The sequence below is a fragment of the Sphingomonas beigongshangi genome (assembly GCF_016820445.1).
Classification (GTDB): Bacteria; Pseudomonadota; Alphaproteobacteria; order Sphingomonadales; family Sphingomonadaceae; genus Sphingomonas; species Sphingomonas beigongshangi.
On record NZ_JADHDT010000002.1, the window covers coordinates 448,446 to 474,180 of the forward strand.

General features: G+C 71.2%; 30 protein-coding genes. 25 read left to right on the forward strand and 5 right to left on the reverse strand.

Annotation, left to right across the window (positions count from 1 at the left end; genetic code table 11):
- Window positions 1-160: 160 nt before the first annotated feature.
- On the forward strand, window positions 161-511 hold the full coding sequence (locus IQ292_RS05440) for a hypothetical protein (protein ID WP_203309274.1): 351 nt from the start codon (window positions 161-163) through the stop codon (window positions 509-511).
- A gap of 99 nt (window positions 512-610) precedes the next feature.
- Window positions 611-898 (forward strand): DUF3297 family protein, encoded by a 288-nt coding sequence (locus IQ292_RS05445; protein WP_203309275.1) that lies wholly within the window; start codon window positions 611-613, stop codon window positions 896-898.
- Window positions 899-1,053: 155 nt separating this feature from the next.
- On the opposite strand, the gene IQ292_RS05450 is transcribed toward IQ292_RS05445, so the two are convergent.
- Both IQ292_RS05450 and IQ292_RS05455 read right to left on the reverse strand, forming a co-directional pair.
- Window positions 1,054-1,368 carry an ArsR/SmtB family transcription factor gene (locus IQ292_RS05450; protein ID WP_203309276.1) on the reverse strand — a complete coding sequence of 105 codons (315 nt, stop codon included), beginning with the start codon at window positions 1,366-1,368 and terminating at the stop codon, window positions 1,054-1,056.
- A gap of 187 nt (window positions 1,369-1,555) precedes the next feature.
- Window positions 1,556-2,425, reverse strand: coding sequence for a protein-L-isoaspartate(D-aspartate) O-methyltransferase (locus tag IQ292_RS05455; RefSeq protein WP_420853652.1), 870 nt, complete (start codon window positions 2,423-2,425; stop codon window positions 1,556-1,558).
- On the opposite strand from IQ292_RS05455, the gene IQ292_RS17860 reads away from it, so the two are divergent.
- Window positions 2,348-2,764, forward strand: a complete 417-nt coding sequence (locus tag IQ292_RS17860; RefSeq protein WP_338057590.1) for a VOC family protein — start codon at window positions 2,348-2,350, stop codon at window positions 2,762-2,764. The genes IQ292_RS05455 and IQ292_RS17860 overlap by 78 nt on opposite strands.
- 243 nt (window positions 2,765-3,007) lie before the next feature.
- Here IQ292_RS17860 and IQ292_RS05465 read toward each other — a convergent pair whose 3' ends face one another.
- Both IQ292_RS05465 and IQ292_RS05470 read right to left on the reverse strand, forming a co-directional pair.
- Window positions 3,008-4,870, reverse strand: a complete 1,863-nt coding sequence (locus IQ292_RS05465; protein ID WP_203309278.1) for an ABC-F family ATP-binding cassette domain-containing protein — start codon at window positions 4,868-4,870, stop codon at window positions 3,008-3,010.
- A gap of 171 nt (window positions 4,871-5,041) precedes the next feature.
- Complete coding sequence (locus tag IQ292_RS05470; RefSeq protein ID WP_203309279.1) at window positions 5,042-5,605, reverse strand: helix-turn-helix domain-containing protein; 564 nt, start codon at window positions 5,603-5,605, stop codon at window positions 5,042-5,044.
- Window positions 5,606-5,703: 98 nt separating this feature from the next.
- Here IQ292_RS05470 and IQ292_RS05475 point away from each other — a divergent pair, with 98 nt between their 5' ends.
- From IQ292_RS05475 to IQ292_RS05580, 22 genes are all read left to right on the forward strand, one after another.
- Entirely contained in the window at window positions 5,704-6,141 is a 438-nt protein-coding gene (locus IQ292_RS05475) for a DUF6456 domain-containing protein (RefSeq protein ID WP_203309280.1), read from the forward strand.
- 95 nt (window positions 6,142-6,236) lie between these two features.
- Window positions 6,237-7,190 carry a diaminopimelate epimerase gene (dapF, locus tag IQ292_RS05480; RefSeq protein WP_203309281.1) on the forward strand — a complete coding sequence of 318 codons (954 nt, stop codon included), beginning with the start codon at window positions 6,237-6,239 and terminating at the stop codon, window positions 7,188-7,190.
- Window positions 7,191-7,302: 112 nt separating this feature from the next.
- Entirely contained in the window at window positions 7,303-7,485 is a 183-nt protein-coding gene (locus tag IQ292_RS05485) for a hypothetical protein (protein WP_203309282.1), read from the forward strand.
- A gap of 84 nt (window positions 7,486-7,569) precedes the next feature.
- Window positions 7,570-7,914, forward strand: a complete 345-nt coding sequence (locus IQ292_RS05490; protein ID WP_203309283.1) for a hypothetical protein — start codon at window positions 7,570-7,572, stop codon at window positions 7,912-7,914.
- Window positions 7,915-8,456: 542 nt separating this feature from the next.
- The gene (locus tag IQ292_RS05495) at window positions 8,457-8,948 is read left to right on the forward strand and encodes a hypothetical protein (protein WP_203309284.1); all 492 of its coding nucleotides are present in this window, start codon (window positions 8,457-8,459) and stop codon (window positions 8,946-8,948) included.
- Window positions 8,948-10,294 (forward strand): DNA-packaging protein, encoded by a 1,347-nt coding sequence (locus IQ292_RS05500; RefSeq protein ID WP_203309285.1) that lies wholly within the window; start codon window positions 8,948-8,950, stop codon window positions 10,292-10,294. Before IQ292_RS05495 ends, IQ292_RS05500 begins: the two co-directional genes overlap by 1 nt.
- A gap of 179 nt (window positions 10,295-10,473) precedes the next feature.
- Window positions 10,474-11,583 (forward strand): phage portal protein, encoded by a 1,110-nt coding sequence (locus IQ292_RS05505; RefSeq protein WP_203309286.1) that lies wholly within the window; start codon window positions 10,474-10,476, stop codon window positions 11,581-11,583.
- The gene (locus IQ292_RS05510) at window positions 11,580-11,873 is read left to right on the forward strand and encodes a DUF6127 family protein (protein ID WP_203309287.1); all 294 of its coding nucleotides are present in this window, start codon (window positions 11,580-11,582) and stop codon (window positions 11,871-11,873) included. Before IQ292_RS05505 ends, IQ292_RS05510 begins: the two co-directional genes overlap by 4 nt.
- Window positions 11,870-12,232, forward strand: coding sequence for an HK97 family phage prohead protease (locus IQ292_RS05515; RefSeq protein WP_203309377.1), 363 nt, complete (start codon window positions 11,870-11,872; stop codon window positions 12,230-12,232). The genes IQ292_RS05510 and IQ292_RS05515 overlap by 4 nt, the downstream gene beginning before the upstream one ends.
- Window positions 12,233-12,261: 29 nt before the next feature.
- The gene (locus IQ292_RS05520) at window positions 12,262-13,260 is read left to right on the forward strand and encodes a phage major capsid protein (protein WP_203309288.1); all 999 of its coding nucleotides are present in this window, start codon (window positions 12,262-12,264) and stop codon (window positions 13,258-13,260) included.
- Between the two features lie 108 nt (window positions 13,261-13,368).
- The gene (locus tag IQ292_RS05525; protein ID WP_203309289.1) at window positions 13,369-13,890 is read left to right on the forward strand and encodes a head-tail connector protein; all 522 of its coding nucleotides are present in this window, start codon (window positions 13,369-13,371) and stop codon (window positions 13,888-13,890) included.
- Window positions 13,887-14,270, forward strand: a complete 384-nt coding sequence (gene gp17, locus IQ292_RS05530) for a tail completion protein gp17 (protein WP_288937634.1) — start codon at window positions 13,887-13,889, stop codon at window positions 14,268-14,270. Before IQ292_RS05525 ends, gp17 begins: the two co-directional genes overlap by 4 nt.
- 37 nt (window positions 14,271-14,307) lie before the next feature.
- A complete protein-coding gene (locus tag IQ292_RS05535) occupies window positions 14,308-14,715 on the forward strand; it encodes a phage major tail protein, TP901-1 family (RefSeq protein ID WP_203309290.1) in 408 nt (135 codons plus the stop codon).
- Entirely contained in the window at window positions 14,712-15,026 is a 315-nt protein-coding gene (locus tag IQ292_RS05540; RefSeq protein WP_203309291.1) for a gene transfer agent family protein, read from the forward strand. Before IQ292_RS05535 ends, IQ292_RS05540 begins: the two co-directional genes overlap by 4 nt.
- Before the next feature lies 1 nt (window position 15,027).
- A complete protein-coding gene (locus IQ292_RS05545) occupies window positions 15,028-15,231 on the forward strand; it encodes a phage tail assembly chaperone (RefSeq protein ID WP_203309292.1) in 204 nt (67 codons plus the stop codon).
- Window positions 15,224-15,769, forward strand: coding sequence for a tail tape measure protein (locus IQ292_RS05550; protein ID WP_203309293.1), 546 nt, complete (start codon window positions 15,224-15,226; stop codon window positions 15,767-15,769). The genes IQ292_RS05545 and IQ292_RS05550 overlap by 8 nt, the downstream gene beginning before the upstream one ends.
- An 86-nt stretch (window positions 15,770-15,855) precedes the next feature.
- On the forward strand, window positions 15,856-18,135 hold the full coding sequence (locus IQ292_RS05555) for a DUF2460 domain-containing protein (protein WP_203309294.1): 2,280 nt from the start codon (window positions 15,856-15,858) through the stop codon (window positions 18,133-18,135).
- On the forward strand, window positions 18,132-18,932 hold the full coding sequence (locus IQ292_RS05560; protein WP_203309295.1) for a DUF2163 domain-containing protein: 801 nt from the start codon (window positions 18,132-18,134) through the stop codon (window positions 18,930-18,932). Before IQ292_RS05555 ends, IQ292_RS05560 begins: the two co-directional genes overlap by 4 nt.
- 398 nt (window positions 18,933-19,330) lie before the next feature.
- Window positions 19,331-21,487: a GTA baseplate fiber-binding domain-containing protein gene (locus IQ292_RS05565; protein WP_203309296.1), complete on the forward strand. Its 2,157-nt coding sequence runs from the start codon at window positions 19,331-19,333 to the stop codon at window positions 21,485-21,487.
- Window positions 21,484-21,987 (forward strand): DUF2793 domain-containing protein, encoded by a 504-nt coding sequence (locus IQ292_RS05570; protein WP_203309297.1) that lies wholly within the window; start codon window positions 21,484-21,486, stop codon window positions 21,985-21,987. Before IQ292_RS05565 ends, IQ292_RS05570 begins: the two co-directional genes overlap by 4 nt.
- A 110-nt stretch (window positions 21,988-22,097) precedes the next feature.
- Window positions 22,098-23,219, forward strand: a complete 1,122-nt coding sequence (locus IQ292_RS05575) for an OmpA family protein (RefSeq protein ID WP_203309298.1) — start codon at window positions 22,098-22,100, stop codon at window positions 23,217-23,219.
- 215 nt (window positions 23,220-23,434) lie between these two features.
- Window positions 23,435-24,748: a UDP-glucose dehydrogenase family protein gene (locus IQ292_RS05580; RefSeq protein ID WP_203309299.1), complete on the forward strand. Its 1,314-nt coding sequence runs from the start codon at window positions 23,435-23,437 to the stop codon at window positions 24,746-24,748.
- Between the two features lie 198 nt (window positions 24,749-24,946).
- Here the strand turns inward: IQ292_RS05580 and ygfZ are convergent, their stop codons facing one another.
- On the reverse strand, window positions 24,947-25,666 hold the full coding sequence (gene ygfZ / locus IQ292_RS05585; RefSeq protein ID WP_203309300.1) for a CAF17-like 4Fe-4S cluster assembly/insertion protein YgfZ: 720 nt from the start codon (window positions 25,664-25,666) through the stop codon (window positions 24,947-24,949).
- Window positions 25,667-25,735 lie beyond the last annotated feature (69 nt).

The following is a 25,735-nucleotide window of genomic DNA, read 5'->3' on the forward strand; positions in this document are numbered from 1 at the left end:
AATGTGTCCGCTTTGTGAATGCAGCGCGCCTAAACAGCGGCTTAACGCGCCATTCCGGATCGGTTCAGCGCGACTCGGCCATAGACCGGAAACACGCTCGCACCCTTGTGCGTTCAACAGAGGCGGACCGGGCGTTTGTGAGTATGAGGAGGTTCGAGCAATGAACGGCTTGTTGAAGAAGGTAGGCCTCGGCGTCGCCCTTGCGACGACCGCACTGAGCGCGGCGGCACCGGCCGAGGCGCAGCGTTGGGGCCGTTATGGCGGCTACGGCGGCTATCGCCATTATGATCGGGGCGGCAATGTTGCGGCGGGCGCGCTGCTCGGGGGCATCGTCGGCCTGGGCATCGGCGCGGCGATCGCCGATTCCAACCGTCCCCGCTATTATTACGACCGTCGCTATTATTACGACGCGCCGCCGCCGCCGCCGCGGGTCTATTACCAGGAGCGGTATTACGCGCCGCCGCCGCCCCCGCCGCCGGTCGTCTATCGCGACTATTACTACGGCTATTGAGGCCAGCGGTCCCCAGGTTAACCGGGGAGGCGGCGCCGGTTCGTCCGGCGCCGCCTTTTTTTGTGGAGCGGGTGGCGCCATCCCGCTAAGCGCAGCGCCATGACCGATACGCCCCCCGACCGCCTGTCCACCGATCCGTCGAGCCCCTATTTCGACCAGCCCAAGCTGGAGCGCGGCATCGGCATTCGTTTCAAGGGCAACGAGCGGCGCGATGTCGAGGAATATTCGATCTCGGAAGGCTGGATCCGCGTCGCGCTGGGCAAAAAGGTCGATCGCCACGGCCGTCCGCTGACGCTCAAGCTGAGCGGAGAGGTCGAAGCCTGGTACGAGCGTCCCGCGGAGGGTGAGGGCACTGGCGAAGGCGGGGACGAGGGCGAGACGGCCTGACGTCCGGTCCCGCGATACCGGCGCGGCAGCGGCGTCGGCATCGCCACCCCGCACGCGAACCGTGCGCGGGCGCCTGGCGGACCTCCGTCAGCCTCTAGCGTGCGATCCAGCAAAGCTGGATCGGCGAGGGCCGGTGCCGCTTCCACGCACGTGGATCACACTCTAGCCGAGCGGACCGCGCTTCCGACGTCAGACCATCGGCCGCCGATCGCGTCCAGATAGGCGCGGGCGCCGTCAAGCGCCTCCGGGCGATAGATGAAGTGCGTTTCCCTGCCGCTTTGCTCCACACGAAGCAGACCGACGCGTTCCAGGATCTTGAGATGCTTGGTGACCGCTTGCCGCGTCATGGCGCTCGTCGCGGCGAGACGGGCAATCGAGCGCGTGCCGCCGCTCCGCAGCGCGACGAGCAGCGCCAGCCGCGTCGGGTCGCCAAGCGCGGCGAAGATGTCTGCTGGGCTGGAACTTGGCATGGCAACCGACGTGTTGCATGAATCCGACCGATCGGCAACGATGCGGTTGCTAACCCTAATCCGCAGTCCATAGGTTGCGAATCGAAGTTTTTATAGCAACCGGCCCGTTGCCTATCCCCTTGTGTCATGACCCGATCAGCGAGCGGAGGCCGGTGCCGCGTCGACCCAGATTTGATGGATCGTTACCTTAGACGATCCCGACGATTGGTGCCTTATAGCATAAGGGGATCGTACGGTCGGTCAAACCGTGTGCGGCGAACGGTTTCACGCGGCCACCGGTAAACGGCACGAACAATGCGGGCCCCAGCCGGCAACGGTCGAGGGTTCCGTCGGGGCGCTTGGTCATGCGCAGCAATTGCGTGGCGGTGTCGGTCGCGCCGATCGGCATGACGATCCGGCCTCCGACCCTGAGCTGGTCGATCAGCGGCTGCGGCACGGCCGCTGCGCTGGCGGCGACGACGATCCCGTCGAACGGCGCATGCTCGGGCCACCCCAGAAAGCCGTCGCCTGCCCGGATGTCGATGTTCGTGTAACCCATTCGGCGAATGCGTTCGTCTGCGCTGTGCGCCAGCGGTTCGACAATCTCGACCGAGGCTACCTGGTGGGCGACATGCGCGAGTACCGCAGCCTGATAGCCGGAGCCCGTGCCGATATCGAGCACATTGGCGCTCCGGTCAGCCGGCAGGTCGAGCTGGGCCGTCATCACGGCGACGACATAGGGATCGGAGATCGTCTGGCCGTAGCCGATGTCCTGGGGCAGATCGACATAGGCGGCAGCACGGCCGCCCGGCGCCACGAACCTCTCGCGCGGGATGATCGCGATCGCCGCGAGCGCGCGTTCGAGCGCGGGTGTGTCGGCAGTGGGATCGGCGGCGCGGATGTCGGCGCGGATGTCGCGCACCATCGCGGCCCGCTGTTCGACCGGCGACCGGCCAGCCCGGACCTTCGCCATCCTGTCCAGCAGACCGGTGCCACGCGGTTGCGCCGCGCAACCTGCCAGCGCCAGTGCCGCGACGCAGGACAGACGCGCGAGGTCGGACGAGAAACGCATGGCCATGCGCCGCTCCATCGGCTGTCATGGAAGCGGCCGCAACGAAACTTTCGTTCATCAAGCAGAGGCAGGGGGCGCCTATCGTCGACACGCGAAGGAGGCTGGTCACGCCTACGGTCGGGACACCGCTTCCGCCATCGGTCTGCGCACCGCCGCCCCTGCCGGCAGACGACCGCCAACGTACTGCACCTGTTCGTCAGCGATGCAGCAGCGCTGGCGGCGCGATGTGCCGCTGCCGGAGCACGGATCGCGAAGGATCTGAAGCCACAGGAGTACGGCCAGCGCGCCTTCGTCGTCGCCGATCCCGATGGCAATCGCCTGCATAGCGGGGAACGGCTGCGTTAACCATATCGGTGCCGGCGAGAGGGGGACGACGGTATCGCCCGCCGCTCGTACGAACCGTCCAGTCATGGTGGCGATCGGGCCTGCCGCCGACATGGACGCGGGGCGCGGCCTTTCCATGCCCGGCCGGGCTTCGTCGTCGGCGGCGATCCGACCGGCACCCTCGTGCGGGTCGACCGGATGCGCGTCGGGCCGGCGGCGGCGATCGCCCGGTCCGCTACCGCTTCCACGCACTTGGATCAGGCTCTAGGCCGCCGCCTCCAGCGCCTCGTTCGCCTCCAGCCAGCGGAGTTCGGCCGCGTCGATACGCTCCTGCAGATCGGCGCGCCGCTTCATCAATTCGGTCATCGTCAGCTTCGCGAGCGTCGGCGTCGCCTGCTTCGGATCGAACATCGCCGCATCGACCGCATTGCGTTCCGCGGTGAGCCTGGCGGTTTCGGCTTCCGCGTCGCGGATCGCCTTCTTGCGCGCCTTTTCCGCGTCGCGTGCGGCGGCGATCGCTTCCTTCGACAATTTCTCCTTCTTCACCTTGGGTTCGGCGGGCTTGTCGTCACCGGCCAGGATGAAGGCGATGTAATCGTCGAGGCTGCCGTCGAACTCGCGCGCGGTGCCCTGGTCGACGAGGACGAGGCGGTCGGCGGTCAGCTCGACCATGTGGCGATCGTGGCTGACGAGGATGACCGCGCCGGTATAGCCGTTCAACGCCTGTACCAGCGCCTCGCGCGCGTCGACGTCGAGGTGGTTGGTCGGCTCGTCGAGGATAAGCAGGTGCGGCGCGTCGCGCGTGATGAGCGCGAGCGCGAGCCGCGCCTTCTCGCCGCCCGACATCTTGCCGACCTGCCCCGTCGCGCGGTCGCCGGAGAAGCCGAACCGGCCGAGCTGCGCGCGGACCGCCGCCGGGCTGGCGTCCTTCATCACGCGGGTCATGTGCGCGAGCGGCGTGTCGTCGCCGTCGAGTTCCTCGACCTGATATTGGGTGAAATAGCCGACCTTCATCTTGCCCGACGCGGCCATGTCGCCCTCCATCGGCGCCAGCTGCGCGGCGAGCAGGCGGGCGAGCGTCGTCTTGCCGTTGCCGTTGCGGCCCAGCAACGCGATGCGGTCGTCGGGGTCGATGCGCAGGTTGAGCCGCTTCAGGATCGGCACGTCGGCATAGCCGACGCTGGCGAGGTCGAGCGTGATCAGCGGCGGGCGCAGCGGGCTGGGGTCGGGGAAGTCGAAGGACAGCGACGGATCGTTCGCCATTTCCGCGATCGGCTGCATCTTGGCGAGCATCTTCTGCCGGCTCTGCGCCTGTTTGGCGGTCGAGGCGCGCGCGGAGTTGCGGGCGATGTAATCCTGCAGCTTGGCGCGCTGCGCGTCCTGGTTCGCGCGCGCGGCGGCGAGCTGCGCCATCCGCTCGGCGCGCTGGCGTTCGAAACTGTCGTAGCCGCCGGGGTAGAGCGTGATCTTGCCGCCCTGCAGGTGGAGGATGTGGTCGACGATGTTGTTGAGGAAGTCGCGCTCGTGACTGACGACGACGATCGTCGCCCTGTAGCTCTTCAGGAAATCCTCCAGCCACATCACCGCCTCGAGGTCGAGGTGATTCGACGGTTCGTCGAGCAGCAGCAGGTCGGGCTGCGAGAAGAGCAGCGCGGCGAGCGCGACGCGCATCTTCCACCCGCCCGAGAAACTGTCGAGCGGGCGCTGCTGCATGGCCTCGTCGAAGCCGAGGCCGAGCAGGATCTGCGCGGCGCGGGCCGGCGCGGTATAGGCGTCGATCGCGATCAGCCGCTCGTAGACGTCGCCCAGCCGGTCCGGATCCTCGCAGGTTTCCGATTCCGCCATCAGCGCGGCGCGTTCGGTGTCGGCGGCGAGCACGGTGTCGAACGGCGTCGCGGTGCCCGACGGCGCTTCCTGCGCGATATAGCCCAGCCGGCTGCCGCGCGGCATTGCGGCGGTGCCGCTGTCGGGTTCGAGCAGGCCGGCGATGACGCGCACCAGCGTCGACTTGCCCGCGCCGTTGCGGCCGATCAGGCCGACGCGGCTGCCCGGCGGCAGCGCGGCGGACGCATTGTCGAGGATCGTGCGGCCGCCGAGGCGCACGGTGATGCCGTTGAGGTTGAGCATGCGCGCGCCCGTAGCAGAGACGCGCCGGGTTGGGAATGTGGCGCCCTGACGTGCGATTGCACGCCTCGATGGGGCGGTACCGCCCTCACCCCACCCGGCCGCCCCCACAGCGTATCTTGGATGGGCGGCCGGGTGGGGGTGAGGGCCGGCACCGCATGCGTGCAAGCATTCCTAGAGCGCGCGGACGAGGCGAACGGGGCGTGCGATCCATTTGGGATGCTCGACCGCCACGGGCTTCGCGCCGGGCGTTAGCGGCAGCAGATAGACCGCGCCCGCCTCGATCGCGAGCAGCCGGCCGAACGCCATGTCGCCCGCGGGCTGCGGCGCGAGCACGTCGTGCAGCAGCGCGGTGGCGAAGGCGTCGGGGGCCAGCATCGCGCACCACAATTCGTCGCCTGCGCGATAATCGCCGATCCCGCCCGAGATGGTGATCGCGACGCCTCCGGCCGGCGCGGGAGGCACCGCGATGGTCTGCGGCCGACGCAGCGGGGCGGCCCCCTCCGGCCCCAGCGTCGCGACCACGGGGAGTGCCGGCCGGTCGGGCAGCGTCACCAGCGCGGCTGGCTCGACCTCCAGCGCGGCGGCGATACGATTGAGCCAGCCGACGGAGACGGTCCGCGTCCCCATCTCCAGCCGTCCGATCGTCTGCGCCGTGGTCGGCGGCACGCAGCGGCGCGCCACCTCCTCCAGCGTCAGGCCCTTGGCACGGCGAACGTCGCGGATGGCGGTAATCATCGAGGGTTCCTAACCAGATAGGTTTTTACGCTTTCCTACAAACCATGGGCCGTGGCAAGCCCCGCCATGCGATTCGGGTACATCGGGAGGCGAGGCGGATGCGACGGGATCTTCGTGAGGCGCGGCTGGCGTCGGGGCGACGGGTGACGGTGAACGTGGCGGAATCGCCGCTGGGCTGGCTGCGTGCGCGCGGGCTGGTCGACGCGCGCCAGTGCGAGGCGGGCGAGCGGCTGCGGCAGGATTATGAGCGCGCGGCGCTGGCGCCACGGGTGACGATGGGCTGGGACGGCGTCCGCGTCGACGGCGGCGGCGGTGGGGGACTGGATCCGGCGGCGGCGCAGATCGCGGCGAAGCGGCGGTTCGACGCCGCGGTGACCGAACTGGGACCGGGCCTGTCCGACGTCGCGTGGCGGGTGATCTGCGCGGGCGAGGCGCTGCCGGCGGCGGAGAAGGCGCTGGGCTGGCCGGCGCGTGCGGGGCGCCTCGTGCTGACGCTGGCGCTGGACCGGCTGGCAGGCCATTACCGGCTGCCCTGATATCCGCTAGGGGAACGGCGACGGGCGCCGCGCGTTGAGCGGGGACCGGAGGAGAGGGTGCGGCGGCGCGAGCCGCCTTGTGGGGTAGGCAAGTCGTGCGTTTCGAGTTCGTGAAGTGCCATGGGTCCGGTAACGATTTTCCGCTGATCGACGCGCGGCATCTGATCCTGAGCGACCGGGTGTGGGCGCAGGTCGCGCGCGCGCTGGCCGATCGGCGCGGGCCGGTCGGCGGCGACGGCCTGCTGCTGCTGGCGCCGGGGCGCGACGGCGCCGATTTCGCGATGCGCATGTTCAACGCGGACGGCAGCGAGGCGGAGACGTGCCTGAACGGGCTGCGCTGCGTCGCGCGGCTGGGCTTCGAGGCGACCGACCGCGACAGCGCGCTGGTGTCGCTCAAGACGTCGACCGCGACGGTAGAGCGCGACGCGGCGGTTGCGCCCGGTGTCGTGACGATCCGGGAAACGGCGGGACCGGCGGGCCTGAGCCTCGCCGACTGGCCGATGCACGGCATCGACGACGACCGGATCGTCGACGCGCCCGTGCCGCCGCTGGGCAGCGACAGGCGGTTCACGGCGGTGACGATGCCCAATCCGCACCTGGTCGCCTTCGTCGATGCCGTCGACGAGGCGGAACTGGTCGCGATCGGCACCGCATGCGAGGCCGCGCCCGACTGGCTGCCCCATCGCGCCAACGTGTCCTTCGTCGAGGTGCGTGGACCCGACCTGTTCGTGCGCACCTTCGAACGCGGCGTCGGCCTTACCGACAGCTGCGGCAGCGCGATGGCGGCATCGAGCTTCGCCGCCTGCCTGACCGGGCGGCTGGGCTATGACGCGCCGATCACGGTGTTCAACAAGGGCGGCCTGGTCCGCGCCCGCGTCGCGCGCGACGCGATGGTGCAGCTGTCGGGCAACGCCACCTGGGAATGGTCGGGCTCGATCGCGGTCGACCCCGACTCGGGGCAAGCGGGCGACCTGACGGTCGATCGCCACTTCGACGACGAGATCGCCGCCTGGGCGAAGGTTGCGGACGGGGTAAGCCGACACCGCTGACGTGCCGGGACGCCGTGCGTCCCATATTCGCCTTCAACGCACGTGATGGTCGCGCCGCCGCCCGCAGGGCAGGTGTCGCCAAATCGCTGACTTCCAACGAAATGTACGAACGATGCAGGACGATAGCAGCTATTTCTACGACCGGGCGGAGACCGAGCTGGAGCTCGCCCAGCGCGCCGTGCATCCCATGGCGGTGCGCGCGCACTACATCATCGCCAACCATTACCTCGACCGTTGCTACGGCAGCGGCGACGCCGTGACCGACACGCCCGACGAGGATGCGGTCGCGGCCTGACACGATCGCGACGCGCGCCTTGATCGTCGCGTGAACCCTTGATGCCGCCGTTCGTTGATCGCCCTGGAGACGCAGGGGTGTCCCATGGACGAACGGCATCAGGACGAGGACGCGCTGAAGGCGGCGCAGGACGGACGGCTCTATCCCGTCGGTCGCGCGCTGCGTGCGACCTATAATGCCGAAAACCACGATACGCTGGGACGCGACGTGACGGGCCTGATGATCAACCTGTCGCACATCCCCTATCCCGGCGAGCAGCCGCTGCGCGACCGCGCGACGCGTGATGGTGCCGCCCAGGCGCACCATGCCGGTATCGTGACCCAACCGGCGGAAGACGCCGGACTGGCGCGGCGTCTGGCCCAATGGTGGCGGCGGATCGTCCCGCGCGGTTCGGCAGGCACGAACGGCGAAAAACCCGCGCAGCACTGAGACGCGCTGCGATCTTCGCCTCGCCCGCCGCGGCGAGTCGCGAGTCGATGACGCTGGCGACGGTCCTGCAGCCGCTTTCCGATCCCGAAGCGTCTGAGCGGACGCGCGTTTAATCAGCGACGGTCGGGACGGATGTCGCCGAACCCACGGTCGCGATCGTCCGCCAGGGAGGACGGTAACCCTTTCCGGCTCACCGATAGGTCCATGCCGACCATCGCGCCGCCCGGCGCTTCGTGATCGCCGAGCAGGGAGGCGCGCGTCCTGTCGACGGCATGCAAGCGGCGACGGAGGGCGAAGAGGTCCCCGGAGTCCTGCGTCGCAGCCCGACACTGCCCGCCAACCCTCTGCTGTTCCAGAGTATAACCTATCTGGCACATTGCGCTTGACATCGTCACGCTGTTATGGCACAAAACAGGAACATCGACGAGGTGCGGCAGCGGAGCCGGTGGTGCCGTCCCGCCTCGATCCCTCAGCGCAAGACCATCGGGACGGTGGGACCCTCCGGCCCGGGATGCGCGGCCACAAGCGACAGGAGAGGCGACATGGCGCAGGACGAGACGCAGCCCGGTTCGACCGCGATGCGGCCGCGCGGACAGTGGATCCGCTGGAATCGCCAGATGACGGAAGCCTTCCTCAGCCACCTGGCGGGCAGCTGCAACGTCGCGGCCTCCGCCCGCGCGACGGGCGTGACACCGACGCAGGTGCACCACCGTCGTCGCACCAACACGGCCTTCGCTCAGGCCTGGGCGGCGGCGCTGGAGGCTGGATATCAATTGCTCGAGACGCGGCTGCTCGGCCATGTGTTGCGGGGCGGCGGCGACGACACCATCGCGCCGGACGATCCTGATTGTGTCGGACCCGTCGACTGGGACGGCGGCATCAAGCTGCTGACCCTGTATCGCGCGCGCCGCGACGGCCGGGCGAAGGCGGGCGGCATCAAGCCGGTCGTCGCAACGCGCGACGAAACCGATGACGCGATCCTCAAGAAGCTGGCGGTGATCGCCGCGGCGCGAACGCGGCAGGGGGAGGCGTGATGGCGGGTGATGGCGAACGGCCGCCGCAAGCAAGCGTCGATATCATCGCCGCGCTGGCCGCCCTTCCCGAGGACGAGCGACGCGCGCTTGTCCGCAGCCTGACCAGGCCGATGCAGCGGGAGTTGCTGGAGCGCTGGGTCGGCGGCTGGGCGCAGCCCGGCCAGGCGCCGCCCCCCGATGCGCTCTGGCGCATCTGGCTGATCCGCGCGGGCCGCGGGTTCGGCAAGACGCGCGCCGGCGCGGAATGGGTGACGGCGGTGGCCGTCGGCAACGACGATGCGCGGATCGCACTGGTCGGCGCGACCGCCGAGGATGTCCGCCGGGTGATGGTCGACGGGCCGAGCGGGCTGCGGGCGGTGGCACGGTTCAACAAGGCGCCGCGCTTTCTGCAACACAGGGGCGAAGTGCGCTGGCCGGGCGGCGCGGTCGCCTATGTCTATTCGGCCGATGCGCCCGACCAATTGCGTGGTCCGGAGCATGATGCGGCATGGTGCGACGAGCTGGCCAAATGGCGCCGTGGCGACGCCGCCTGGGACAATCTGATGATGGGCATGCGGCGCGGCGCGCATCCGCGCGTGGTGGTGACGACGACGCCGCGCCCGACCGCCCTGATGCGGCGCGTGATGCGCAGCCGGGGCCTCGTCGAGACGCGGGGACGGACGCGCGACAATGCCTATCTGCCGCGCGCCTTCGTCGAGCAGGTCGAGGACACCTATGGCGGCACGACGCTCGGCCGCCAGGAACTGGACGGCGAGATGATCGACGATATCCCCGGCGCGCTGTGGACGCGCGCGCTGCTCGACGCGGCGGCGAGCGGGGAGCGGCCCGCGCCGGTACGCGTCGTCGTCGGCGTCGACCCGCCCGCCGGCGACGGACAGAGCGGCGGCGACGCCTGCGGGATCGTCGCGGTCGCGCTGGACGGGGACGGTATCGGCCATGTGCTGGAGGATGCGAGCGTCGCCGGCGGGTCGCCGGAGAGCTGGGCCCGCGCGGTCGCGGCCTGCGCCGCGCGGCACGGCGCGGATCGCGTGGTGGCGGAGGCGAACCAGGGCGGTGCGATGGTGCGGTCGGTGCTGCTCGCGGCGGACGTGACGCTGCCGGTCAGGCTGGTGCGCGCCAGCCGCGGCAAGGCCGCCCGGGCAGAACCGGTCGCGGCGCTCTACGAACGCGGCAAGGTCCGGCATTGCGGCCGCTTTCCGGCGCTGGAGGATGAAATGTGCGGCCTGGTCGCCGGCGGCGGCTACCAGGGGCCGGGACATTCGCCCGATCGGGCGGATGCGCTCGTCTGGGCGGTCACCGCCCTGATGCTGGGGCAGAAGACGCAGGCGGGGGTACGGCGCGTCTAAAGTGCGATCCAGCAAAGCCGGATCGGCGCGGTACCGGCCCTCACCCCCATGCGGCCGCCCAGCCAGGATATGCTGCGTGAGCGGAGGGTGGGGGCGGGGGCCGGATCGCGACGGAGTTGCGCGGCGCGACTTTGATCGTCCGCCCGCCGGCCGGAAGGTCGAGAGCCAGGAGAGATGGGATGCGGTTGTTCGGAAAACGGACGCGCGACGGCGCGCGCCCGGCACTGGCGCGTGGCGCGGGACCGATGGAGGCGGGGACGTGGCCCCGGTCCTATGAGGCGCAATTGCGCGAGGGCTTTGCCGGCAATCCGATCGCGCAGCGCGCGGTCAAGCTGATCGCCGAGGCCGTGGGCGGCGCGCCGCTGGTCGCGTCGGCGCCCGCGCTCGCCGCCATGGTCGCCGCGCGCGACGGCGGACAGGCGCTGCTGGAGACCGCGGCGGCGCAGCTGCTGCTGCACGGCAACGCCTATGTGCAGGTGCTGCGCGATCCGGAGGGCGGCGCGGTCGCGCTTTATGCGCTGCGGCCCGAGCGCGTGTCGGTCGAGGTCGACGCCGGCGGCTGGCCCGCCGCCTATCGCTATCGCGTGGGCGAGCGGGTGGCGCGGCTGACGGCCGAGGGGCCACGGCCGGACGTGATCCACGTCCGCAGCTTCAATCCGCTCGACGACCATTACGGCATGGGGTGCCTGGGCGTCGCCGCGCCGGGGATCGCGATCCACAATGCGGCGGCACGGTGGAACAAGGCGCTGCTCGACAATGCCGCCCGGCCGTCCGGGGCGCTGGTCTACGATCCCGGCGACGGATCGGCCCTGTCGGCGGACCAGTTCGACCGGCTGAAGGCGGAGATGGAGGCGGGATTCGCGGGGGCGGGCAATGCCGGGCGGCCGATGCTGCTGGAAGGCGGGCTAAAATGGCAGGCGCTGTCGCTGTCGCCCGCCGACATGGACTTCGTCGGGCTGAAGGCGACGGCGGCGCGCGACATCGCGCTCGCCTTCGGCGTGCCGCCGATGCTGCTCGGCCTGCCCGGCGATGCGACCTATGCGAATTATCGCGAGGCGAACCGGGCCCTGTGGCGCCTGACGGTGCTGCCGCTCGCCGACACGCTGCTGCGGGGCCTGGCGCAGGGGCTGGCGGGCTGGTTCGAGGGGGCGGCGCTGGCGGTCGACCTCGACCATGTGCCGGCGCTGGCGGAGGAGCGCGCGCAATTGTGGGCCTCCGTCACCGCGGCGGATTTCCTGACGCTGGACGAGAAGCGGGCGATGCTCGGGATCGGGGAGGCGCGGCGATGAGCGGTGACGTGCTGACGCAGCTGCTGGCGCAGGGCGCGCGCGAGGGCGCGGACGTGACGACGCTGCGCGCGATCGTCGAGGAGGCGGGCGAGCTGGGGGCGACGCGGGCGCTGACGCGGCTGGGGCTGGCGGACGAGGCGGCGCATGGCGACCTTGCCGAACTGCGCCAGCTGATCGGTGCGTGGCGGGCGGCCAAGACCTCCGCGTGGAAGGCGGCGGCGGGCTGGTGCGCGGCGCTGTTGCTGACGGGACTGGCGATCAAGCTGGGGTTCGGCGCGTGGCTGCGCTGAGCTTCGCGGGCTATGCCGCCGTGTTCGACCGCGTCGACCGTGCCGGCGACGTTATGCGGGCCGGCGCCTTTGCCGGGGCGGACGCGGTGCCGCTGCTGCGCGATCATCGCGGCGCGCCGGTGGGGCGGATCGATGCGATCGGGGAGGATGCGCGCGGCCTGCGCGTCACCGGGACGATCGACGATGCGGCGGTGGCGCGGCTCGTGCGCTGCGGCGCGCTGGCGGGGCTGTCGGTCGGCTATCGGCCGCTGGCGGTGCGCCAGGGCGCGCGGCGCGAACTGCTGCGCGTCGCGCTGGCGGAAGTGAGCCTGGTGGCGGTGCCGATGCAGCCGCTGGCACGGATCGACCGACTCGGCTGAGCGGCGGGTTTCAACGAGGGAGAAAAGGCATGGACGTGGTCGAGAGGCCGGCGCTGGACGGCGCGCGGGCGGAAGAGAGCGGGGCGTTCGCGAGCTTCGTGCGGAGCGGCGCGACGCTGGAGATGAAGGCGTTCACCGGCGTCAGCGGCGACGCCGGCGGCTATGCGGTGCCGCGCGAGATCGACGCGCAGATCGCGTCGGTGATGAAGACCATCTCGCCGATCCGCGGCATCGCGCAGGTGGTGCAGGTCGGGTCGGCGGGCTATCGCAAGCTGATTACCACCGGCGGGACGCCGTCCGGCTGGGCGGCGGAGACCGCGGCGCGGCCCGAGACGGCGACGCCCGTCTTCGCCGAACTCGTGCCGCCGATGGGCGAGCTATACGCCAATCCCAGCGCGAGCCAGGCGATGCTGGACGACGCGGCGTTCGACGTCGAGCAATGGCTGGCGGGCGAGATCGGCCAGGAATTCGCCAGGGCGGAGGGCGCGGCCTTCGTCAACGGCAGCGGCGTCAACCGTCCCAAGGGGTTCCTGCAGGCGCCGACCGCGGCGGCGAAGGACGGCGCGCGGCCGCTGGGGACGCTGCAATATCTGGCGACGGGCAGCGCGGGCGATTTCGGCGCGGGCGCGGACGAGCGGCTGGTCGATCTGGTCCAGAGCCTGCGCGCGCCGTACCGGCAGGGCGCGTGCTTCGTCATGAACGCCGCGACGCTGGCCCGCATCCGCAAGCTGAAGAGCGGCGACGGCGTTCCCCTGTGGCAGCCGAGCCTGGCGGGCGGGCAGCCGGCGACGCTGCTCGGCTATCCGGTCGTCGAGGCGGAGGACATGCCCGACATCGCGCCGAACAGCCTGTCGATCGCGTTCGGCAATTTCCGGGCCGGCTATCTGATCGCCGAGCGCAGCGAGACCGCGATCCTGCGCGATCCCTATACCAACAAGCCGTTCGTCAGCTTCTACGCGACGCGGCGCATCGGTGGGTGCGTCGCCGACAGCGAGGCGATCAAGCTGATGAAGTTCGCGGCGGCGTGAGGCGACGGGCGAGGGGGTGGGTCCGGGCGGGGGCCGCCCGAAGGGGGGGCGGTGCCGGGCGGGCGCCGCTCCCTCGCACGGGCGGAGCGATGAAGGCGGGAGGCGCGAATGGCGGAGGGGGCATTTCCCGCCGCGGCGGTCGCGGATGCGGCGGCGGCGGCGGGCGCATATCTGCGCGTCGAGGCGGATGCGGTGATGGCGCGATGCGCCGACTGCGCGCTCGGCGTGGCGGAGGACTTTTGCGGACGGACCTGGATCCGGCGCACGCACGAAGCGGTGATCGGCGCGGGCAACGGCTGGCAGCGGCTGGCGCGGGCGCCGGTCGCCGGGATCACTGGCGCGGTCGGCCTGCCGGCGGAGGGCGCGCCGTTCGTGCTGCCGGTCGAGGCCTATGGCTATGACATCGACAGCGGCGGCGTCGGCTGGGTGCGCGTGCTGGCGCCCGGCGCGGCGGGGCGGGTGGCGATCAGCTATGTCGCGGGGCTGGGCGATTGGGGCGACCTGCCGGGGCCCGTCGCGACGGGCGTCACGCTGATCGCGGCGCATCTGTTCGAGCATCGCGAGGCGGACGCGCAGCCGCCCGCGGCGGTCGCCGCGCTGCTGCGGCCCTATCGTCAGGTGCGGCTGTGAACGGCGCGGGCGAGGCGCTGCGCGCGGCCATGCTCCGCCAGCTCGCGCCGCTCCGCGTGTTCGATGCGCCGCCGGTGCGCGCCGCGCTGCCCTATGCGGTGGTCGGCGAGCCGGTGCTGGCGGCGATCGACGCGGCGGGCCTGAGCGGGCGCGGCGGCACGATCGTGATCGCGGCGGAGGACGAGGGGGAGGCACCCGACCGGCTGCGCCGTCTGCTGGCGGGGGTGGAAGCGGCGGTTGACGCGATGCCGACGGACCTCGGCGCGGGCGGCTGGCGGCTGGCGAGCGTCGCGCTCTCGCGCAGCCGGATCGTGGGCAAAGGGCGGCGCTGGACCGGCATGACCGAATTCGCGGTGCGCCTGTACCGCGCGAACGGGTGACGGGCCCGCACCGCATGACAACGAAGGGAGACGGGATATGGCAGTGGAACGGGGCAGCGCGTTTCTGCTCAAGGTCGGCGACGGCGGGGCGAACCCCGTCTTCGCGACGGTGGCGGGACTGCGCACGACGCAGCTCAGCATCAACGGCGAGACGGTGGTGGTGACCACCAAGGATTCGGGCGGCTGGCGGCAATTGCTGTCCGGCGCCGGCGTGCGCAGCGTCAGCGTGTCGGGCGCGGGCGTCTTCACCGGATCGGCGGCGGAAGCGCGGATCAAGGGCAATGCGCTCGCCGGCACGACCGACGATTATCGGCTGAGCTTCGAGGGGGGCGACAGCCTGACCGGGCGCTTCCTCGTCACGCGCCTGGACTATGCGGGCGATTTCAACGGCGAACGCTCGTACACATTGAGCCTGGAGAGCGCCGGCCCGGTGGTGGCGGCATGACGGCGCCGGCCAATCCGATGCGCGGCGAGGCGGCCGTGCGGGTCAACGGCACGGACCTGGTGCTGCGCCCCAGCTTCCAGGCGCTGGTCGCGGCGGAGGGCGAACTGGGGCCGCTCTTCGCGCTGGTCGAACGCGCCGTCGCGGGCAGACTGTCGCTCGCCGAGACGGTGGCGCTGTTCTGGCATTGCCTGCGCGAGGTGCCGGAGGGGGTGACGCGCGAGGTGCTGGGCGAGGCGCTGGCGGCGATGGGGCTGGCGAAACTGGCGCCGGTGCTGCGCGTGCTGCTGAGCCAGATCCTGGCGGGGCGCTGAAATGTCGACGTTCGGGGAGGGGGCGGCGCGGCTGGCGGGGATCGTCGGGGCGGGGCTGGGGTGGAGCCCCGACGCCTTCTGGCAGGCGACGCCGGCGGAGATCGCCGCCGTGGTCGCGGGCGTCGCTGCGCCCCAGGGCGCAACGGTGCCGCCCGCCGATGCGGCGCTGATTGCGCGGTTGCAGAAGGAGCATCCCGATGGATGACCTGGAGACGATGGCGACGCGGGTACGGCTGGATACGGGCGCGTTCGCGCGCGAGGTCGAGGCGATGCGCGGCACGCTGGAGGGCACGCTGGGCCTGGGTGCGATGCGGGCGGGGCGATCGATCGAGACCGCGCTGCTGCGCGCGGCCAAACAGGGCGCATTCGGCTTCGACCAGTTGAAGAGCGTGGCGCTGGCCGCGCTCGGCGAGATCGCGCGTGCGGCGATCGGGGCGGGCGTGGGCGCGGCGACGGGCGGCCAGGCGCAGACGCTGGGCGGGGCGCTGGTAAGCCTGCTCGGCCTTGCCGGGCGCGCGACGGGCGGTCCGGTGTCGCCGGGACAAGCCTATATGGTCGGCGAGCGCGGCCCCGAACTGTTCGTGCCGACCAGCGCCGGACGGGTGGAACCGTCGCCGCCGGCCGCGGCACGCGACTTACGAGTCGCCATCACCGTGCGCGCGGAGCCCGGCGCGGCGCCGGCGGCTTTGCAGCAATCGAGCCGGCAGGTGGCGCGCGCGGTCAAGGCCGCGCTGGAGGGGTGAGGCGGTCACGTCCGGCCGGCCTGTCCCGGGCGAAAGGGCGATCGCCGCCTTTTCCGTGCGATCGCAATCACAGGGAGACACGCGCCATGGGGCATTGGTTGTGCCGCGCGCGGGCCGGGCAGGTCGAAGGCGTGGTGACGCGGTTCGACCCGCGTTTCTGGACGGTCAACTTTCCGCGCCCGATGATGGCGGCGGTGACGACGACCGCGTCGGACGCGCTGCGCGTCGATGCGGTCTTCTACAAGCGCGACGATCTCGCCGGGCTGATCTGGGAGGCGGAGGATCGCTGGGACCATCCGCTGCTGCGCTATGCGACCGCGCGCGATTTCCGCGACTGCCGCCTGCACTTCCGCTGGCGCTCGCAGGGGGTGCGCGCGCTCGACGCGGTCAACGGCCCGGTGCTGACGATCGAGGGGCGCGACAGCCTGGGGCAGCCGCGATCCTGGTACGTTCGGCTGTGGAATTATGCGACCGGCACGCCCGAGGACGCGCGGGTCACCATCGATTTCGCGCGTGTCGCGGGCGGGTTCCTGTTGCCGGGCGAGGCGGATCCGGTGTGGGCGGGCGACGTGGATCGCATGTTCGTGTCGCTGGTGCCGCCCGGGTACGACGGTGTCGACGGACCGCTTCCGGTGGCGCAGGAGGCCTGGGTCGAGCTGACCGACATCGGGTGCGAGGGGCCGGGATCGGTGCTGGCGATCGGCGACGCGGTGTTGCCGGAACAGGTCTTCCAGATCGCCAGCGGCTATGACGACAGCTACAATCTGACGCCGGCGCGGCTGCTCCGCAACGCGCTGCATCTCGGCTATCGCGGCGCGATCACGCATTATGTCGGGATGAGCCACTATTTCCGGCTCGAGGCACTGTACGGCGGCTATTACGTCAGCCTGTCCGGCGGTGCGCTCAACACCGCCTGCGCCGCCTGGCATCGCGATTTCGCGGCACGCGCGCAGGCGCTGGGCTATGACATCATCTGGTCGATGAGCTACGAGCTGTTCGACGCGCATTGCTGGAACGACTGGAAGCAGCGCGCCGCCGACGGCAGTCCGGCGCTGACCGGCTGGACGCCGCCGTCGACGTTGCTCAGCCCCGCCCATGCGGGTGCGATGGCCTATCTGCGACAGGTCGCGGCGGCATTCATGGGACTGGCGGTCGCAGCCGGCCTGGCGGCGAAATTCCAGGTCGGCGAGCCGTGGTGGTGGACGATGGCCGACGGGCGGCCATGCCTCTACGATGCGGCGGCGGTGGCGGCGTTCGCACCGGCGGCGATCCCCACGCTGCGCGCACCGTTGAGCGCGGACCAGCGCGCGACGCTGGATCGTGCGGGGGCCTGCCTGGCCGCATCGACCGCGGCCCTGTGCGCGGCGGCCAGAGCGGTCGCACCGGGCTGCGTCACGCACCTCCTCACGTTCCTGCCGACGGTGCTCGATACCGCGGCGCCGGAGGCGAAGCGGGCCAACATGCCGGTCGGCTGGGCCTATCCGGCGTTCGATGTGCTCCAGCTGGAGGATTACGACTGGGTCACCGCGGGCGACAGCGTCGCCACGACGCGCGGCGTCGCGGCGGCGGAGGCACGGCTGCGCTATCCGCCGGCGCGGCAGCATTACCTGTCCGGGTTCGTGCTCGATGCCGCGAAAGCCGATCAGTGGACCATGATCGAGGCGGCGGCCGCGGCGGCAAGGGCGCGCGGCGTCGCCTCGGTGGTGCTGTGGGCCCTCCCGCAGGTGATGCGCGACGGCTTCATACGTTTCGACGATGCGGACGGCGGCGGGGAGGATGCGATGCAGGCCTATGACGACGTGCTGTTCCCGATCGCGCTGGGACGCGAGGCACAGGTCTCGCCGACCTTCTCGACGGATATCCTGACGGCGGCCGGCGGTGCGGAACAGCGCAATGCCCGCTGGGCGGAGGCGCGGACGCATTACGATATCGGCCCCGGCCTGCGCGCCGAGGCGGATGTCGCGATCCTGCTCGCCTTCTTTCGCGCCCGGATGGGGCCGGCGCGGGCGTTCCGCCTGCGCGACCCCTTCGACAGTCGCGGCGTCGACGAGGCGATCGGCACCGGCGACGGCGTGACGCGACGCTTCCCGCTGGTGCGGCATTATGGCGAGGCGACGCGGCGCATCGTGCGCCCGGTCCCGGGCAGCGTCAGCATCGCGGTCGCCGGCCAGCCCACGCAGGGCTTTTCGGTGGACGGCGACGGCGTGGTGACGCTGGACGCCGCGCCGGCGGCGGGCGCGGCGGTGACGGCGAGCTTCACCTTCGACGTGGTGGTGCGGTTCGCGGAGGACCGGCTGACCGTCAATCGCGCGACCTTCCTCGCCGGCGAGGCGCCGTCGGTGCCGCTGATCGAGGTGCGGCCATGAGCGGGGATCTGCGCACGATCGCCCTGTGCTGGCGGGTCGAGCGACGCGACGGGGTGGCGATCGGCCTGACCGCGCACGACCGCGACCTGACCATCGACGGTCTGATCCACCGGGCCTCGCCCGGGATGACGCCGTCCGCGGTCGTGCGGGCGGCCGGACTCGAGCCGGACACGATGGACGTCGCGGGCGCGCTGACGAGCGGTGCGATCGGAGAGACGGACCTGATCGCGGGACGCTGGGACGGCGCGCGGGTGCGGGTGTTCGCGGTCGACTGGTCGGACGGTACGGTCGTCGCGGAGCTGGGCGAGGGGACGATCGGCGCGGTCGAGCTCGCGCAGGGTGGGTTCACGGCGGAACTGGCGGGGGTGACGGCGGCGCTGGCGCTGCCGGTGGCAGAGGAGACGTCGCCGGAATGCCGTGCCGAGCTGGGCGATACGCGCTGCCGCATCGCGATGGCGGGCCGGCGGCGGTTCGTTCGTGTCGTCGCGGCGGCCGGGCGGATGATCACGGTCGATGCCGACGAACCGTCGGGCGGCGCCTATGCCGATGGGCGGCTGCGCTGGTTCGGCGGTGCCAATGCCGGGCTCGACCAGGCGATCGCCGCGTCGGACGGGCGGACGGTCGCACTGGCGCAGCCGCCCGCCTTTGCCGTCGCGCCCGGTGCGCTCGTCGAACTGGCCGAGGGATGCGACAAGAGCCTCGCCACCTGCGCAGGCCGGTTCGGCAATGCCGCGAACTTCCGGGGCGAGCCGCATCTGCCGGGCATCGACCTGCTGACGCGTTACCCCGGTGGGTGAGGCGGGGGCGGCCGCCGCGCGGGCGCTGATCGGCACGCGCTTCCGCCTCCACGGCCGCGATGGTGCCGGCGCGGACTGCCTGGGCGTGGCGGTCGCCGCGCTGCGCGCGGACGGATGGGATGGCGGCGTTCCGACGGGCTATGCGCTGCGCGGCGGCGTCGCGGCGACCGTGGTGGCCCGGCTCGACGCGGTGCTGGAACGTACGGCGGTCGCGGGCCCCGGCGACATACTGCTCTTCGTGGCCGGGCCGGGGCAACTGCATTTCGCCGTGCGGACGGCGGTCGGCATCGTCCATGCGGACGCCGGATTGGGCCGGGTCGTCGAACGCCGGGGCGCGGCGGACTGGCCGATGCTGGGGGCTTGGCGGGTGCCGGCATGGCGGAGTGGGGAGGGTGACGATGGCGACCTTGATACTGACCGCGGTGGGAACGGCACTGGGCGGGCCGGTCGGCGGCGCGATCGGCTCGCTGCTGGGCCAGGGCGTGGACCAGAGGCTGTTCCGCGCACCCGCGCGCGACGGCCCCCGCCTGTCCGAACTGGCCGTCCAGACGTCGAGCTATGGCACGACGATCCCGAAGCTGTTCGGGCGCATCCGGGTCGCGGGCACGGTGATCTGGGCGACCGACCTGATCGAGACCAGTGAACGCGCGGGGGGCGGCAAGGGCGGCGGCGGGACGAACCGCTACAGCTATGCGGCCTCGTTCGCGGTCGCGCTCTCGGGACGGCCGATCCGGTCGGTGGGGCGGATCTGGGCCGAGGGGCAATTGATCCGCGGCGCGGCGGGCGACTGGAAGCTGACGACCGGCTTTCGCCTCCATCGCGGCGGGGAGGACCAGCCGGCCGATCCGCTGATCGCCTCGGCGGAAGACGCGACGCCCGCCTATCGCGGGATCGCCTATGCGGTGTTCGAGCGGCTGCCGCTGGAGCGGTTCGGCAATCGTATTCCCTCGCTGACCTTCGAGGTGGAGGCGGATGACGGACCGATGGCCAGCGGTGCGATCGCGGCGGCGCTGTGCCCGGAAGTGGCGGCTGACGGCGGCGTCATGCTGGGCGGTTTCGCCGCAAGCGGCAGCGTGCGGGGCACGCTGGAGACGCTGACCGCGATCGACGGCGGCTGGTGGCGGGCCGATGGCGGGCGGCTGGTCCGCGGCGAGCGGGCGGACGCACCCGTGCTGACCGACGCGGGTTTCGCGGCGGGACGGCCCGTCGGGACCGGGCGACGCAGCGTCGCCGCCGCCGACGGCGTGCCGCGCGAGATCGCGGTCGCGCACCACGATCCGGCGCGGGACTATCAGATCGGCGTGCAGCGCGTGCGTCGCGGCGGACCGGGTGTGCGCGGCGACCGGATCGATCTGCCGGCGGTGATCGACGCGCCCGGCGCCAAGGGTATCGCCGCGGCGATGCTGGCGCGCGCGGAGGCGGCGCGGACGCGACGGGACATCGCCGCCGGGCTCGACGCGATCGGGGTGGTACCGGGGCAGTGCGTTACGCTCGACGCGGTGCCGTGGCGCGTCGTGCGGGTGCGCATCGAGGCGATGGCGCCGACGCTCACGCTGGAGCCCCCCGCCGACCTGCCGCACCCCGCCGCGGCGAGCAGCGGCAGGGTGCTGGCGGCACCCGACCTGACGATCGGCCGGACACTGCTGTCGGTGGTGGAGCTTCCCGGGCTCGACGACGTGCCGGCTTCCGCGCCGCGCGTGTCGATCTTCGCGGCGGGCACCGGACCGGGGTGGCGGCAGGCGAGCCTGTTCTACAGCCTGGATGACGGCGCGAGCTGGGTCGCGATCGGCGCGACGGCGGCGCCCGCGCTGCTCGGCGTCGTCGCCATTCCCCCGGTTTGCGCGGCGCCGGGACTGATCGACCGCGCCAGCCGGATGGAGGTCCGGTTCCCGGACGATCGCGCGGCGCTGGCCGATGCGGACGGGGCCGGTTGGGCACGCGGCGCGAACCTGGCGCTGGTCGGCGACGAGCTGCTGCAGTTCGGCACCGCGACACGGATCGCGCCCGGCCGTTGGCGGCTGGAGCTGCTCCGGCGAGGGCTGCGCGGCACGGAGGCGGCGATCGGAACGCAGGGGGAGGGCACCTCCTTCGTCCTGATCGAGGCGGCGGCGACGACGGTGCTGGCGCTACCGGCGGACGCGATCGGCCGGACGGTCCGGGTGATGGCGAGCGGCGTCGGCGACGGCGACGCGCCGGCGACCGCCGCGGTGCGGCTGGACGGCCGGTCGGTGGCGCCGCCGCCGCCCGTCCACCTCGCGCTGGAGCGCGATGCCGATGGCGCGACGCTGCGCTGGACGCGGCGGAGCCGCTCGGGATGGACCTGGGCCGACGATCTGGATGCGCCGCTTGGCGAGGAACGGGAGGCCTATCGCGTCACGCTGTCCGATCCGCTGCGCGGCGACGGTGCCGATCGCACGATCGCGACCGCCGAACCGCGGCTGCGGATCGACGCCGATGCGCTGCCCGGGCCCGGGGGGCGCGTCAGCGTGGTGCAATGCGGCACGCTGGCGACCTCGGCGCCGGCCCGCCTCGAAATGGAAAGGCATGTCGGATGAATGACTTCACAACGGACCGATTCGCGCTGCCGCTGCTCGCGGCCGGTCAGGCGGGCAAGGAAATCACGCATAACGAAGCGTTGGTCACGATTGATTTGGCGCTCGGCGCGGCGGTGATCGGCCTGGGCGTCGACGCGCCGCCCGCCGATCCCCGGCCGGGCGATTGCTGGATCGTGGGCCAGGCGCCGGTCGGCGCCTGGCTTGGCAGGGCGGGCGCGATCGCAGGATGGACGACCGCGGGCTGGCGCTTCGTAGAACCCCGGGAGGACATGACCGTCTGGAATAGTTTCGCCTCTAGAACAATCACTTACCATGGGGATATGTGGCATGATGGTGACGTTTCTGGCGCGCGGCTGATGATCGATGGCCTGCCCGTGGTCGGTGCCCGCGGCGCGGCCATTGCGGACCCCGCCGGCGGCTCGATCGCGGACGCCGAAGCCCGGGGCGCGATCGCCGGGATACTCGCTGCGCTGCGCCGACATGGCCTGATCGCGGCATGACGATGTGGCTTTTCGGCAACAGCCCGATCCTTTTGTGCGCTTGCGCGGAAACCAAGCTCCAGATAGTGAGTTTGCGCTGTCCGTAGTGACACTCAAGAAAGGGGACTTCTATGCGGAAGCTTGCTGCCGTTCTGGCATTGGCATCCACCGCTCTCGCCTCTCCTGCCCTCGCCCGCGACAAGTCGTGGTACGTCGGCATCGAAGGCGGCGCGATGATTGTCGAAGATATCGACTATGACATCGGTGCGACTGCCAAGGCGGGTACCGTCAACCACAACTATGGCTATGACGTCGATGGCGTCGTCGGCTATGACTTCGGCGGCTTCCGCGTCGAGACCGAGGTCGGCTATCGCCGTGCCACCGTCGACAGCTACCGCTCGACCCTGACCACGCCGACTTACACCGCGGCTGGCCTGGGCAACTCGGCCGCCGGCCAGTACGACTATGCCGGTGGTTCGACCTCGGCGCTCAGCTTCATGCTGAACGGCCTGCTCGACTTCGGTGCTGACGACGGCATCCAAGGCTTCGTCGGCGGCGGTGTCGGTGTCGCGCGCGTCAAGGCCAAGTACGGCCTGAACACCCGCGGCAACTTCCTCGACGACTCGGACACCGTGTTCGCGTGGCAGGGCCTCGCCGGCATCCGTGCGCCGCTGACCGACCACATCGACGCGACGCTGAAGTATCGCTTCTTCAACGCCGACAACGTCAAGCTGGTCGACGTTTCGAACCGTACGTTCGACGGTCGCTATCGTTCGCACAGCATCCTGGGCGGCGTGACCTACAACTTCGGATCGCCGACCCCGCCGCCGCCGCCGCCTCCGCCGCCGCCGCCGCCTCCCCCGCCGCCCCCGCCGCCGCCGCCGGTCGCGGAGCCTGCGGTCTGCTCGCCGGGACCGTTCATCGTGTTCTTCGAGTGGGACAAGTCGGACATCACGCCGGAAGCAGCGTCGATCCTCGACAACGCCGTGACGCAGTATCAGAGCTGCGGCAATGCGCAGGTCATGGTCGCCGGCTTCACCGACACCTCGGGCTCGGCCCAGTACAACGTCGGTCTGTCGCAGCGCCGTGCCGACGCGGTGAAGGCGTACCTGACGTCGCATGCGATCCCGGACGGTGTCGTGTCGACCCAGGCGTACGGCGAAACCCGCCTTCGCGTTCAGACCGCGGACGGCGTCCGCGAGGTCCAGAACCGTCGCGTCGAGATCACCTACGGTCCGGGCGCGGGGCAATAAGCCTCCTACCGAACCAGACGGTTTCGAAGAATTGGGGAGGTCGGCATCGCCGGCCTCCCTTTTTCTTTGTCCGTTTGCCGACGCACCCCGCCGCCGGGCTTTGCGGCCGACCGGCGCGCGTCGCGTGGCATTGCCGCCCCGGTCTTTGCCGCCTAGAGGCCGACGGATCCTCTGCGGCCGGCCTGCGGCCCTGCCTCTCCAGCGATGGATGACACATGCGCATTACGATGATCGGTTCGGGCTATGTGGGTCTGGTATCGGGGGCGTGTTTTTCGGACTTCGGGCATGAGGTGACCTGCGTCGACAAGGACGAGGGGAAGATCGCGGCGCTGAAGGCGGGTCGGATGCCGATCTACGAGCCGGGTCTGGAGGCGCTGGTCGCGAAGAACGTGGCGGCGGGTCGTCTGAGCTTCACGACGGACCTGTCGGCATCGGTTGCGGGGGCGGATGCGATCTTCATCGCGGTGGGCACGCCGTCGCGGCGTGGCGACGGGCATGCCGATCTGTCCTATGTCTTCGGGGCGACGGAGGAGATCGCCGCGGCGGTGACGGGGCCGACGGTGGTGGTGACCAAGTCGACGGTGCCGGTCGGCACGGGCGACAAGGTCGAGGCGATCCTGCGCGAGAAGCGCCCGGACGTCGCCGTCCAGGTCGTCTCCAACCCCGAGTTCCTGCGCGAGGGCGCCGCGATCGGCGACTTCAAGCGGCCCGACCGCATCGTCATCGGCACCGACGACGAGGGCGCGCGCAAGGTGATGCAGGGCGTCTACCGCCCGCTGTACCTCAACGAGAGCCCGATCCTGTTCACCGGCCGGCGCACGAGCGAGCTGATCAAATATGCCGCCAACGCCTTTCTGGCGACCAAGATCACCTTCATCAACGAGATCGCCGACCTGTGCGAGGCGGTGGGGGCGAACGTGCAGGACGTCAGCCGCGGCATCGGGCTGGACAACCGCATCGGCAAGAAGTTCCTGCACGCCGGGCCGGGCTATGGCGGCTCGTGCTTCCCCAAGGACACGCTGGCGCTGCTCAAGACCGCCGAGGATTTCGAGAGCCCGGTCCACATCGTCGAGGCGGTGGTCAAGGTGAACGACAGCCGCAAGCGCGCGATGGGCCGCAAGGTGCTCGCCGCGCTCGGCGAGCGGGGCCATGGCGAGGCCAAGGGCAAGACGGTGGCGCTGCTCGGGCTGACCTTCAAGCCCAATACCGACGACATGCGCGATGCTCCCGCGATCGCGATCGCGCAGGCGCTCGGCGATGCCGGGGTGACGGTGCGCGCCTATGACCCCGAGGGCATGGACGCGGCGAAGCGGATGATGCCCGACCTTGCCTATTGCAGCGACGCCTATGAAGCCGCGCAGGGCGCCGACGCGGTCGTCATCGTCACCGAATGGGACGCCTTCCGCGCGCTCGACCTCACCCGCCTCAAGCAGACCATGGCCGCCCCCGTCCTCGTCGACCTGCGCAACATCTATCGCCGCGACGACGTCGAAGCCCTCGGCTTCACCTATTCCGCCGTCGGGCGCTGAGCTCGGTTCCCCGTCCAGAATTGATACGGCCGTTCCGGCTCGATGCGACCGCGTCGCTCTGCTAGAGTTTGATCCACGTGCGTGGAAGCGGTGCCGGCCCTCTCAGCCACCCGACCGCCCATCCACGATACGCTGTGTGGGCGGTCGGGTGGGGGTGAGGGCCGGAACCGCGCCGATCCAGCCTTGCTGGATCACATACTAAGCCTCGCGCAGCGCGCCTTCCAGCCAGGCCGGGACGAGTGCGTCGCCGAGCGCGTCGACCCGGCGATGCTCGACCATCACGCCGCGATCGGGATAGGTCGTGCGCGTGCGCTCACCGGGTTCGCCGAGCGGCGCCACGACGAGCCGGCGGTTGACCTTGCTGCGGTGATGCATGCGCGCGGTGTTTTCCTGCCCGACATAGCACCCCTTGGTGAAGCTGACGCCATGCAGTTCGCCCGCATTGCATTCCAGCCACAAGGTTTCCCCGCTGCCGAGTTCGGCAACGCCCTCGGTGACGCCGAGCGACAGGCGATGGGTGTGCCAGCCGTCGGCGACCGCCGCCGCCGGCGCGATCCAGCGGCGGCCGAGCGCTGGCAGGCGTGGATCGGCCGGGCCGGGGCCGTCGGACGGAGACCAATGGACGCGCCGGTCCTCGACGGGCTCGATCGCGATGGCGCGACGCAGGCGATACATGGCAAGGCGACGCGCCAGCGCATCACGCTGGCCCGACTCTACGTCGACGAGGACCGCGTCACCGTCGTCCCAGAGGATGAAGTCGAACAAGGCCTTGCCCTGCGGCGTCAGCAGCCCTGCCCAGAGCGGTGCCTCGGGCGCCAACAGGTTCAGGTCGTTGGTGACGAGTCCCTGCAGGAAGTCGCGCACGCCGTCACCCGAGAGGCGCAGCAGCGAACGGTCGGCGAGCATCGTGGCGTTCATCGGCATCACATAGGGAGGGAGGGGGCCACCTGAAAGCCGCGTGGTGCTGGAGCGCGGGGACCCTCCCAC

Excerpts from the sequence above, each read along its gene's own strand:
- IQ292_RS05440 (WP_203309274.1), top strand. The coding sequence starts at position 161 with ATGAACGGCTTGTTGAAGAAGGTAGGCCTCGGCGTCGCCCTTGCGACG.
- IQ292_RS05445 (WP_203309275.1), top strand. The coding sequence starts at position 611 with ATGACCGATACGCCCCCCGACCGCCTGTCCACCGATCCGTCGAGCCCC.
- IQ292_RS05450 (WP_203309276.1), bottom strand. The coding sequence starts at position 1,368 with ATGCCAAGTTCCAGCCCAGCAGACATCTTCGCCGCGCTTGGCGACCCG.
- IQ292_RS05455 (WP_420853652.1), bottom strand. The coding sequence starts at position 2,425 with ATGGCCATGCGTTTCTCGTCCGACCTCGCGCGTCTGTCCTGCGTCGCG.
- IQ292_RS05465 (WP_203309278.1), bottom strand. The coding sequence starts at position 4,870 with ATGCTCAACCTCAACGGCATCACCGTGCGCCTCGGCGGCCGCACGATC.
- IQ292_RS05470 (WP_203309279.1), bottom strand. The coding sequence starts at position 5,605 with ATGATTACCGCCATCCGCGACGTTCGCCGTGCCAAGGGCCTGACGCTG.
- IQ292_RS05475 (WP_203309280.1), top strand. The coding sequence starts at position 5,704 with ATGCGACGGGATCTTCGTGAGGCGCGGCTGGCGTCGGGGCGACGGGTG.
- IQ292_RS05485 (WP_203309282.1), top strand. The coding sequence starts at position 7,303 with ATGCAGGACGATAGCAGCTATTTCTACGACCGGGCGGAGACCGAGCTG.
- IQ292_RS05490 (WP_203309283.1), top strand. The coding sequence starts at position 7,570 with ATGGACGAACGGCATCAGGACGAGGACGCGCTGAAGGCGGCGCAGGAC.
- IQ292_RS05495 (WP_203309284.1), top strand. The coding sequence starts at position 8,457 with ATGGCGCAGGACGAGACGCAGCCCGGTTCGACCGCGATGCGGCCGCGC.
- IQ292_RS05500 (WP_203309285.1), top strand. The coding sequence starts at position 8,948 with ATGGCGGGTGATGGCGAACGGCCGCCGCAAGCAAGCGTCGATATCATC.
- IQ292_RS05505 (WP_203309286.1), top strand. The coding sequence starts at position 10,474 with ATGCGGTTGTTCGGAAAACGGACGCGCGACGGCGCGCGCCCGGCACTG.
- IQ292_RS05510 (WP_203309287.1), top strand. The coding sequence starts at position 11,580 with ATGAGCGGTGACGTGCTGACGCAGCTGCTGGCGCAGGGCGCGCGCGAG.
- IQ292_RS05520 (WP_203309288.1), top strand. The coding sequence starts at position 12,262 with ATGGACGTGGTCGAGAGGCCGGCGCTGGACGGCGCGCGGGCGGAAGAG.
- IQ292_RS05525 (WP_203309289.1), top strand. The coding sequence starts at position 13,369 with ATGGCGGAGGGGGCATTTCCCGCCGCGGCGGTCGCGGATGCGGCGGCG.
- IQ292_RS05535 (WP_203309290.1), top strand. The coding sequence starts at position 14,308 with ATGGCAGTGGAACGGGGCAGCGCGTTTCTGCTCAAGGTCGGCGACGGC.
- IQ292_RS05540 (WP_203309291.1), top strand. The coding sequence starts at position 14,712 with ATGACGGCGCCGGCCAATCCGATGCGCGGCGAGGCGGCCGTGCGGGTC.
- IQ292_RS05545 (WP_203309292.1), top strand. The coding sequence starts at position 15,028 with ATGTCGACGTTCGGGGAGGGGGCGGCGCGGCTGGCGGGGATCGTCGGG.
- IQ292_RS05550 (WP_203309293.1), top strand. The coding sequence starts at position 15,224 with ATGGATGACCTGGAGACGATGGCGACGCGGGTACGGCTGGATACGGGC.
- IQ292_RS05555 (WP_203309294.1), top strand. The coding sequence starts at position 15,856 with ATGGGGCATTGGTTGTGCCGCGCGCGGGCCGGGCAGGTCGAAGGCGTG.
- IQ292_RS05560 (WP_203309295.1), top strand. The coding sequence starts at position 18,132 with ATGAGCGGGGATCTGCGCACGATCGCCCTGTGCTGGCGGGTCGAGCGA.
- IQ292_RS05565 (WP_203309296.1), top strand. The coding sequence starts at position 19,331 with ATGGCGACCTTGATACTGACCGCGGTGGGAACGGCACTGGGCGGGCCG.
- IQ292_RS05570 (WP_203309297.1), top strand. The coding sequence starts at position 21,484 with ATGAATGACTTCACAACGGACCGATTCGCGCTGCCGCTGCTCGCGGCC.
- IQ292_RS05575 (WP_203309298.1), top strand. The coding sequence starts at position 22,098 with ATGCGGAAGCTTGCTGCCGTTCTGGCATTGGCATCCACCGCTCTCGCC.
- IQ292_RS05580 (WP_203309299.1), top strand. The coding sequence starts at position 23,435 with ATGCGCATTACGATGATCGGTTCGGGCTATGTGGGTCTGGTATCGGGG.
- ygfZ (WP_203309300.1), bottom strand. The coding sequence starts at position 25,666 with ATGAACGCCACGATGCTCGCCGACCGTTCGCTGCTGCGCCTCTCGGGT.